Annotated in this window: 7 protein-coding genes and 1 pseudogene; 6 read left to right on the plus strand and 2 right to left on the minus strand. The window is 52.4% G+C overall.

The window, feature by feature from the left end; translation table 11 throughout:
* Positions 1 to 205: 205 nt before the first annotated feature.
* Positions 206 to 334, minus strand: a complete 129-nt coding sequence (locus IEX04_RS19000) for a hypothetical protein (protein ID WP_256382690.1) — start codon at positions 332 to 334, stop codon at positions 206 to 208.
* A 233-nt stretch (positions 335 to 567) separates the two neighbouring features.
* Positions 568 to 2,019, minus strand: coding sequence for a CCA tRNA nucleotidyltransferase (locus tag IEX04_RS03975; protein WP_096255104.1), 1,452 nt, complete (start codon positions 2,017 to 2,019; stop codon positions 568 to 570).
* A gap of 124 nt (positions 2,020 to 2,143) precedes the next feature.
* Here IEX04_RS03975 and IEX04_RS03980 point away from each other — a divergent pair, with 124 nt between their 5' ends.
* The 6 genes and pseudogenes from IEX04_RS03980 to IEX04_RS19075 form a co-directional block, all read left to right on the plus strand.
* A complete protein-coding gene (locus IEX04_RS03980; protein WP_096255102.1) occupies positions 2,144 to 2,683 on the plus strand; it encodes an NUDIX domain-containing protein in 540 nt (179 codons plus the stop codon).
* Positions 2,684 to 2,792: 109 nt separating this feature from the next.
* Positions 2,793 to 4,424, plus strand: coding sequence for a murein biosynthesis integral membrane protein MurJ (gene murJ, locus IEX04_RS03985; protein WP_096255255.1), 1,632 nt, complete (start codon positions 2,793 to 2,795; stop codon positions 4,422 to 4,424).
* A 98-nt stretch (positions 4,425 to 4,522) separates the two neighbouring features.
* Positions 4,523 to 6,145, plus strand: a complete 1,623-nt coding sequence (locus IEX04_RS03990; protein WP_188683886.1) for a hypothetical protein — start codon at positions 4,523 to 4,525, stop codon at positions 6,143 to 6,145.
* A 100-nt stretch (positions 6,146 to 6,245) separates the two neighbouring features.
* Entirely contained in the window at positions 6,246 to 7,214 is a 969-nt protein-coding gene (gene trxB / locus IEX04_RS03995) for a thioredoxin-disulfide reductase (protein WP_096255098.1), read from the plus strand.
* Positions 7,215 to 7,240: 26 nt separating this feature from the next.
* Positions 7,241 to 7,564 (plus strand): thioredoxin, encoded by a 324-nt coding sequence (trxA, locus tag IEX04_RS04000; RefSeq protein WP_096255096.1) that lies wholly within the window; start codon positions 7,241 to 7,243, stop codon positions 7,562 to 7,564.
* Positions 7,565 to 10,373: 2,809 nt separating this feature from the next.
* Positions 10,374 to 10,460: pseudogene (locus IEX04_RS19075) on the plus strand (ATP-binding protein); the annotation flags it as partial.

The following is a 10,460-nucleotide window of genomic DNA, read 5'->3' on the forward strand; positions in this document are numbered from 1 at the left end:
AATCGAAGGGCTGGGAAGGTCTTGGCGCGTAGTTGAAACTGCGCGAGCCTTGAGGCTTTCAGGACCGGCGAAGATGAGTTCCGAGGTCCGAACAGCCCGTTGGGTGGTGCTGTCAAAAAGTGGAGCAGACATGAAAAAGTTCCTAAGGGAGAATGTCGATTACTGACTGACCACCTCAGGAACTTTTGATTGAATTCGTAGAAGTCTAGGAATCCATTACTCCGGAGGCAGAGGAAACGCCATGGCGTGCGGCATAGCCGAACCAGCGATGCGTAAAGGTCATATTGCCTGATCGCTTGCCGCCATCGTTCCAAATAACTGAATTCGTAATCACGTTTCCCACCTCCTAAATGTCTGTCCGAATCAATCGTGCGAAGCACGAGATCCTATGTGAATTTTCTTTTTGATCCGCAAATCTCATTGAGACTTCCCAATCACAGTACTTAGCATACATGGAGAATGCCGTGAGTGCTAGCGAAAGGCAAAAATTCTTAAATAAGTTTCATTAAATGCGTTGGGGCCGTTTCGAGCGATGCTCAAAACGACCCCAACACCAAAGCGTGTGAACTACTTATCGTGTTCTCCGGCTTGAGATTCAGGTTGCTCAGCCCACCAAGCCTGCAATCGCTCCCCCGCTATCTCTTCGCCCAGTGGCCCATCATCGAGACGCAAGTTCAACATGAAGTTGTAAGCCCGGCCCACCATTGGACCTGCCTTGATCCCCAGGAGGGACATAATCTGTTCTCCGTTGAGGTCTGGCCGAATAGCATTCAGCTCTTCCTGCTCCGTGATTTCTGCGATACGAGTCTCTAAATCGTCATATGCGAAACCTAGGCGTTCTGCCTTGCGACGGTTTCGAGTCGTGACGTCCGAGCGGGTTAACCGATGCAACCGCTCTAGTAAGTCCCCAGCATCTGTCACGTAGCGACGTACGGCCGAGTCGGTCCAGCCGGCTTCTCCATAACCATAGAAGCGCATATGCAACTCAACCAGGCGCGCTACCGCTTTTGTCGTGTCCTTATCGAAGCGAAGAGCGCGCATACGCTGCTTCACTAACTTGGAACCGACCATGTCATGGTGACGGAAAGACACCGCTCCATTGGACTCAAATTTTCGCGTCGCAGGCTTGCCGACATCATGCATCAGGGCCGCAAAGCGCAAAATGAAATCTGGCCCCGGGACCGCACCATCAGTGTCGGTTTCATGTCCGATTGCCTGCTCGAGCACAGTCAATGAATGCTGATAGACATCTTTGTGTCGATGATGTTCGTCGATTTCTAAACGCAAAGCCGATACCTCTGGCAATACTTTGTCGGCCAGGCCAGAGTCGACCAATAAATCTATGCCAGCTCGAGGGTCCGCGCCATTGATCAACTTGACCAATTCATCGCGCACTCGTTCGGCGGAAATAATATCAATGCGCTCGGTCATCTCGGCCATCGCCTGGCGTACCTCCGGCGAAACTTCAATGCGAAGTTGAGATGCAAAGCGCGCGGCGCGCATCATTCTTAATGGATCATCAGAAAATGAGATATCCGGAGATCCTGGAGTGCGGATGAGTCCTTCACGTAGTGAATCAACCCCGTCAAAAGGATCCACCAATTCCAAATCAGGCAGTCGTAAGGCCATTGCATTCATGGTGAAGTCCCGGCGGAAGAGATCATCACGGAGATTGTCACCAAAAGCAACGATAGGCTTACGCGAATCCTTGTCATAGGCATCTGCGCGATAGGTCGTGACCTCTAGGGTAAACCCGTCTTTTTTGAAGGCAATGGTCCCAAACTCGCGACCCACATCCCAAATATTGTCGGCCCAGCCAGAGATCGCTTTGACCGTCTGCTCAGGTGTAGCGCTCGTGGTGAAATCTAAGTCGGGTGAGACACGTCCAAGAAACAGGTCGCGTACCGGACCACCCACCAAAGAGATCTCAAATCCGGCGCGAACAAAACGGTCGGCTAGTTCGAAAATGACCGAAGGTAGGATCTGGCGCAGGGCGTCATGAGATGGAAGTGCGTGCATAGTTCCTTAAGCGTGCCAGATTTCTGGTGATCTCGCTTGAAAAATCACCGAAGTTCCTTGCGAGATAGCTCTCTTGTCCAAGTCGCTAAGGTATAGATCACCAAAAACTCGATAGAGTGGTTGCATGAACCGTCCGATCCCGTCTGCCCCAAAGCGCACCCCATTGACTGCGTCAATGGCTTCTGCTCAGGCACCCGGCGGTCCTCAGGCGCTTCCTACGGTCGAAGAAGTCTCCTCTGGTGGCATAGTTATCGACTTCGATAACCCCGATTTTCCGGTAGCAATCATCGCCCGATACAACCGTGGTGGACGCTTGGAATGGTGCCTACCGAAGGGCCATCCTGAGGGCGAAGAAACGAACGAAGAAGCGGCTATCCGGGAGATCGAAGAAGAAACTGGAATTGCCGGTCGTATTCTTGCTCCGCTCGGTTCCGTCGATTATTGGTTCACCGTAACTAACTACCGGGTACATAAAACTGTGCACCATTTCCTTTTGGAAGCCACCGGCGGCCACCTCACGATCGAGAATGATCCCGATCATGAAGCCGTTGATGTCGCATGGATTCCGTTAAATTCACTCGGTAAACGCCTTTCCTTCCCTAATGAACGCCGGATCGCAGACCTGGCACGCGAGGTCCTAACGAAGTATGTCTCAGGTTCCTAAGTCACAACCAGGCTCCGATCAGCCACACACTGGAGCCTTTGAACAGGTAACGGAACCAGCGCCTCCCCCAGTGCCGGTCTCCGGCGGACGATCAACGACCTACGCTCTCATGGCTTCAGGCACGTTGGTGTCCCGAATTCTTGGTTTTGTTCGTACCGCAATGCTCGCCATGGCCATCGGCTCGGTCACCTCGGTGGCTGATATTTTCGAGAAGGCGAACGTCATTCCGACGATCATCTTCATGTTGTTGGCCGGCGGTATTTTCAACGTTGTGCTCATCCCACAGCTCATCAAGGCTTCCAAAGCTAAAGATCGTGGTGCCGCTTATACCTCGAAGCTGGTAACTCTCACCATAGTCGTAATGGGCGCGCTGACTCTGATACTAACCCTCTGCGCACGCCCAATTATCGTTGCGTTAACCAATAACTGGACCGAACCGATGATTGCCCTAGGGACCGCGTTCGCCTATTGGTCCTTGCCCCAAATATTTTTCTACGGACTGTATGCGGTACTTGGCCAGGTGCTCAACGCGCACGGGAAGTTCGCCGCGTTTATGTGGGCACCAGCGGTCAACAACCTCATTCAACTGCTGGTTATTGGCTCGTTCATCATCGTGTTCGGCGCCTATTCCACGGGTAATCCAATGGACACCTGGAGCACCGGAAAAACCGTCTGGCTTGCCGGTGGCGCAACTCTTGGCATTTTGATGCAATCACTGGTGTTGTTGTGGCCCCTGAAAAAGATCAACCTCAAGCTCCAATTCGATTTTTCATGGCGCGGTATGGGCTTACGCCACGTCGGCCGATTGGCCATTTGGACGCTCGCTGCAATGGTCATCGGCAATATCTCGTCGTTGCTCTATTCAAAAATTGTCTCCGGAGCGACAGCCGCCCGTACCGAGCTAAGTGCTGAGCAAGCAGCCTCGGTAGCCGGCGAATACGCACTGAACACCTCACAGCTCATCACGGTGCTCCCCCACTCGCTTTTCGCGCTCACGGTCGCCACGGTGTTGTTCAATGACTTCACGCGCGCCTTCGCCGACAAACGGCGCAAAGATATCGGTCCGCTACTCAATGAGGGCATGCGCTCCACCGCGATCCCGATAATTTTCTGCACTCTGGTCTTCATTGTTTTGGCTGGTCCTTTGGGTCGCCTCTTCGCGGGTAACTCGGAACACTCAATTGCGGCAGCCGCGGCGATCGGTCAGCTACTGGTGCTGACAGCACTGGGGCTTCCCTTCAAATCCTTGCAGTTCTTTATGCTGCGCGTATTTTTTGCCGACGAAGACACCCGTACACCGATGCTCATCCAAAGCAGCATTGCCCTCATTGGGCTGGTCGGTGCGGTGTTGGCGTATTTCTTGATCGATCCAGTTCACATCGCGGCGGCCATTGCCTTTATTTACGGAATCACTAACGTCATTTCCGCCTTGATCACGCACTATCTGATCAAACGCCGATATGGAGACTATGGCGTTGGCACGGTAATCGACACCTACATTCGTATCGGGTGGATGGCCACGTTATCAGCCATCATCGGCTGTGTGCCGTTAGCTCTTTTGGGTGGTTTCAGCTTCGGATTTGCGTACGATTCACTATTGAGTGCCGTCATCACCATCTGTATCGTGGGGCTTGTTATGGCAGTCGCCTTCGTGTTCCTATTGCACCGCACTAAAGTCCCTGAGCTCGCCGGGTTCCTCGGACCACTGCTGCGCAGAATTCCGGGTCTCACTAAGCGGTGATTCTGCTCAAATGACCAACGAATGACGTCTTTGGGCAGGTAACATGAAAGATGGTAGGTCAGCCTGCCGTTCGAAGCAATCAAACCTTGGAGATGCACGTGTCGCAGCCCATCGATGTCGGTTCCGTCCTTAGCGGCCGTTACCAGGTCACCGAATCCGTTTTGACCACCGCCGAGGGAGATCTGGTGCTTGGTGGCATCGATCAGGTGCTCAACCGATCGGTCAGCATCGTGGTCGCATCTGCGACTAACTCCTCCCAGCTCGCTACCAGCGCACGAGAAATCGCCATGGGTGAGCGTCAGGCAAACGTCCAGGTTCTGGATCTGGGAATTACTGAAACAAATCAAAGCTACTTGGTAGCGAATGTCGCACGTTCGGCGGACCTCCTAGATTTGGTTCTTGAAGCCCAGGACGCACCGTACGTAGAGCCGTTTTTCACCGACACTCTGGGAACCGAAATTTTCGGGGAATCCCGTCAGTCGGTCCCTGAAACTTACGCGGACGACGCTGAGTACTACGATCAGTTGCGTTACGAAGATGAGCCCGAAGAACAGGGCAAGGTTGGAAACGCGCTGAGTAGTGGGTTTGCCGGTCTGAAGAATCGTTTCAGTCGCAAAAACACTGCCCCAGCGGAATCCTTCGATGACGAAGATTCGTACGATGAGGAAAATACCGGCGACCAGACAGCACCTAATGCTCAAGTCGCTACACCAACTGTTGCTACCCCAGTCACTCCATCGAGCAAGAACACCGAGGCTCCAAAGCCTAAGGTGACGCGTCTGGATGACGACAAGGAACCGAACGTAACCGCTACCGCGGCCCTCGCCGCAGCTGCTCAGTCAAAGGGCAATACGCCGAAAAAGGCAGAGCCTAAAAAAGCAGAACCACAGAAGGAAGAACCTAAGAAGCCTGCTCAGAAGAAGGCCGCCACCGCTGGTGTAGCTGCTGGAGCTGGAGTTGCTGCGGTTGCCTCGGCACCAAAGGCTTCGACCTTCCCTGCGGCCGCCAAGGGTGTCCCCGCACAGGATGTTCCTGAGCCAGTAGATAACGAAGAAGACGAGGGCACCTCAAAGGGTGTGCGTCTGCTCGTCGGAGCAGTATTAATCGCGGTATTAGTTATCGGTATCGTCTTCGCCTTCAACTTCCTCGGTGGAGCAGGCAAGGACAATACAGCTGATGCCCCCGCAACCCCTACCGAGACGGCAGCAGAACCGTCCAAGGAAACCTCAGAGGCTCCTACAGAGTCTTCGTTGCCGGCTCCTAAGGTTGATGGTGTGTCCCGCTTAGTACCAGGTAATCAGCAGCTCAACGCCGAAACTGATAACACCTTGAAGGATATGACCGACGGTAACCCTTCAAGCACCTACAAGACTTACTCGTACACCACGAGCAATTTCGGTGGCTTCGCTTCAAATATGGTCTTCATCTTAGATCTCGAAGAAGAGTCAGCGATCAAGGAAATCAACCTCGAGGGCCTAAATGCCACCGGTGGAGATTATGAGATCCTTGTTGGCAAGTCCGATGATCTTGGCGATGCGAAGTCGGTTGCGAAGGGTTCCTTCTCTGGTCCTTCGATCTCCATTCCGGTCAAGGGCGATGAAACCGACTACCTTGCCGGTTCCCACGTGTTCCTCAACGTCACCGAGCTACCACGCCGTGCTTCGGGTGCCAATGCATCCCGTCCATGGGGTCTACAGATTGGCGAGTTCTCCGCGAAGTAACAGACGCGGAATTTTTTACCATAGCAATGCGTTGAGGTGGATAGTGAGGTTAGACCTTACTATCCACCTCGCATTATTAGAACGAAAGGGTTCTATCCCCGTGACTTCAGCACAGAACGACGAAATCCGCGACGTAATCATCGTCGGTTCGGGCCCGTCGGGTTATACCGCAGCGATTTACACCGCGCGTGCGAATCTGAATCCATTGGTTATCGCCGGATCGGTCACTGCCGGTGGCGAACTAATGAACACCACGGACGTTGAAAACTTCCCGGGCTTCCCTGAAGGAATCATGGGCCCGGACTTGATGGACAACATGCAGAAGCAGGCCGAGCGCTTCGGTGCCGAGGTTCTCTTCGATGATGTTACCGAGATGCAGCTCGACGGCGAGATCAAGACCCTGTCGCTGGCCGACGGTACCGTCTACCGCGCCCGCGCAGTCATCGTTTCTACCGGCTCTGCCTACCGCGAATTGGGGCTTCCAGATGAGAAGCGCCTCTCGGGCCACGGCGTTTCATGGTGCGCAACCTGCGACGGTTTCTTCTTCCGTGATCAGACGATTGCCGTCATTGGCGGTGGCGACTCCGCCATGGAAGAAGCTTTGTTCTTGACCAAGTTCGCCGCAAAGGTGATCGTAGTTCACCGTCGTAGCGAACTGCGCGCCTCGAAGATCATGGCTGATCGAGCGCTCGCTCACGAAAAAATTGAGTTTGTGTGGGATTCCGAGGTTATCGGGATCAACGGTGAAGATAAGGTCAGCGGCCTAGTAGTCAAGAACCGTAATTCCGGAGAAGAATCCACGCTAGATGTCACCGGTATCTTCGTTGCAATCGGTAACGATCCACGCGTGGAACTTGTCAAGGATCAGCTAGAGCTGACTGCCGAGGGCACCATTGCCGTCGACGGACGTTCCTCCCGCACCTCATTACCTGGTGTCTATGCCGCCGGCGACGTCATCGATTCAACCTACCGTCAGGCGATCACCGCCGCGGCTTCGGGTTGCGCTGCGGCTCAGGATGTCGAACACTACTTGGCAAACATCAAAACTCCGGCCAAGGCCAGTAACTAATATTTCTCAGAAAGGGGTTCACTCACATGAGTAACGCTAAGGCAGTAACTGAAGCAACCTTCCAGGCAGAAGTTCTGGATGCCGAAAAACCAGTCATCGTCGACTTCTGGGCAGAGTGGTGCGGTCCTTGCCGTCAGCTTGGTCCAATCCTGGACCAGATCGCTGAAGAGCATGCTGCAAAGGTTGATGTCGTAAAGATCAACGTTGACGAGAATCAGAGCATCGCTGCTAAGTACGGAATCACTAGCATTCCTGCTGTATACGTTTTCAAGGGTGGCGAGCACGTAGCTACCTCAATCGGTGCCAAGCCAAAGGCTGTCATCGAAAAGGATTTTGCTGAATACCTGTAAATCCTAAGCACTCCCAAAATAGGCGTTGAACTTTCGAGTTCAACGCCTATTTTCGTCCCTACCCATGGTCATGGCCACTGTCATGACCTCAGGGAATCAGTATTTGTTAGTTTTGGAAAGAAAACAAGGTATTTAGATTACATTTCCTTTAATATCACTCTTATCGGAAGTCAGCGCTCTTGTCCCAGTAAAAAACGATCAAGGCGGAACCTCAAGTACCTATTTTCCTTCTTTACATTTTCAGCACCTATTCAAGATATCTGACGGCCCGCCGTATTACACATCATTGGCATGTTGTCCTCCTACAAAACCGTTCGTGGCTCAGTATTCCAAGTTAGCCCCCTAAAAATTGCATTCCTAAACAGCTTGTCAAAGCTACTGAATATTGGACACTTTGAAAGCCACCAATACTGCCGTTCAGAGCCACCCGACATAAACAGCGTTATTGTTGTTCAGGGCCACCCTGGCAGCAAGCGGTCGATGAGCCCTTGGGCGTGCAAAAAGCTGTTGTGCAAGTATGTAAACTACTGTGTCTCGGTCCTTGATGAGTGACTGTTGGATCCGCCGGGCGGAGAATTCACGCGGTTCATGTTCGAGAGCTCACGGAGCGAAGGTATGACGCTGCGTCGACGATTTCCTGTATGCAGTACGAGCAGCCGGACTGCATGCCTTGCTGGGGCTGGTGCGTTGGCGGACGCGGTCATGGACCGCATCGTTCACAACAGGATCTGAGTTGAGACCGATGGGTTCAATATGCGCGAGGCGTATTCGCGTGGCGAGCGGTAAACGCATGATGCGTTCGCGGTGAGATTCCTTGTTCAGAGCCGCCGGTCAACCACATCGGTTGGCGGGTGGCTCTGAACGGCAATATCGGGTGGCTCCCAGTGGGAATATCGGTGGCTCTACGAGCTCCGAATAATCAGCTACCAGACAGGTAATTTTCCTCCATCGCACTCAAATACGTCTAGCAGGTAGATGCATTTTTGGACTTCCGTATCTTATGCAAACCCGTATGTCTGCTCGTGTGCTGGAATAGCCAGAATTTATTGTCCCCATACTAAGACACCTCCCGGTCCGAATTTCTGAACACCTCGCTACAGTTTCGGCAGATAGCTGGGAATAGAACCATGTCTGCTGGCTAAAGACGGGCCTACCAATCCGCAATCTGGTACCGCTGTTTCACGCTCACGCAGACCATTGTGAAGCTATACAGACTAGTCATTGATTGTTCGGGCGCAGAACTCTTGCCTCGCACATGTGTATTTCAGTTGGATTCAATCAGTTAGGAGCACCCGAAGGACAATCGGAACCAGTGTATGCCGAAATTTATGTCGTATCCTGATCTGTCTGGGTCAGCTCGTATCTATCCGTCATTGATCGGTATTGGAAAGGCATTTCTAGTCCAGAGTTGCCCTCAACGCATTGATAGCTGGACGTGGCTCTTTCGAGCGCGTGATGGCTTCCTCATAGTTAAGCTCTACAGGATAGATGCCGACAGTTTTTTAGGCGTGGCGCACTGGGTCTACAAGGACATCTTCACCCCAGCTGCATTACCCGGTTTATGGAATTGAAGTACCCGTTGCGATCAATTTACAGGTCGATGATTTGAGTGCTGCAGCGTTTAGCCTCTCGACTAGTTTCGTGCCCACCGGACTCTAAACATGTGTTCGTGAAACTGCATTGGTTAGCCGGCCCGAGGAGCTGGTAAAGGCTAGCCGCCAGAATGAAGATTCGTGTCTCGTCTCCCTGAGCCAGTCCTTGCTACAGCAAAATAATCGGGAGGATCCTGATATCTAAGAGTGGCGGAGATGTCCGGGCCGGAAGTGTCAGTTCTAACCCGGACATATGTTGCTCCTCGAAACGGTCTCTATAGACAGTACGGAAGTCAACGTGTTCGCGATCATCCTGTCATGCAGCGGGTATTAGAAAATTGGGACCATCGGTGAATCGCGTCGTATGAGTATCGGTGCTAAATGGATAAAGGGCGGCGTCACTACTCTGGGATACTGGATGGCTCTCAGGCTCCAGATGTTCACCCGGGCTGGTTTCTCGTCCATTGAATACGCACGAGATGTTTCACGTGAAACTTAGCCACAGATAGCCGTATCGAATCCAGCCTATAGCTATGCCTCGCACTCGAACGGCCATACATTTGTTTCACGTGAAACACTCCCCCGAACGACCGTTACTATCAAAAGTAAGAAGTGAGCACCTATAAATTGAGCACAGTGTCCTTCAATAATCAGGCTTCCGTAGTCCCCTGGCAGAACCGAAATGTCTTCGCACTTATTTCTATGACTGACGGCCAATAACGGCCAGACATCACGATGCTCAATAAATACTGGTCTTCAGGGTTCAGGTTCTATGAGTACCAGAAACCTAGTATTCCCTAACAACGACCATGCTCTATAGGCGGACATAAGATCGAACCTAACAACAATATCTCGATAACGCTCAAAGCTCCCCTATGGGCTTTCAGTAGACCGTACGTGCGACGAATCGGAATTACGTACGTGAAAGTCTGCGCCTTCCGTCACCGCAGCGCTCTATTTAACTTCTGAGATTGCTGTATCTTCTCAGGTGCCTTGGTTCCATTTTCCATAGTCAGCTATTCTTTGGCTGAATATTTGACTCGTTGAGAGCCACCTGCCAGAAACAGCATTATTGCCTTTCAGAGCCACCCAATATTCTCCTTCAGAGCCACCCTGTATAAACTCCGTCCACCACGCAAGAGTCTGCGTGTGAACTGCTCCCCAAATGCTGACCTGAGGAAAGTGGATCGAGTCGAAGAACGCGGCTGAACCAGTCCATGCTGGCTCAGTTGGCGACCTGTCATTTCATTGATCTGAACAGGAACCTGGTCTTTCAAGGCTTCACCGGGTCCGGCAAGTCCTAC

Source organism: Glutamicibacter ardleyensis, assembly GCF_014644555.1.
GTDB lineage: Bacteria > Actinomycetota > Actinomycetes > Actinomycetales > Micrococcaceae > Glutamicibacter > Glutamicibacter bergerei.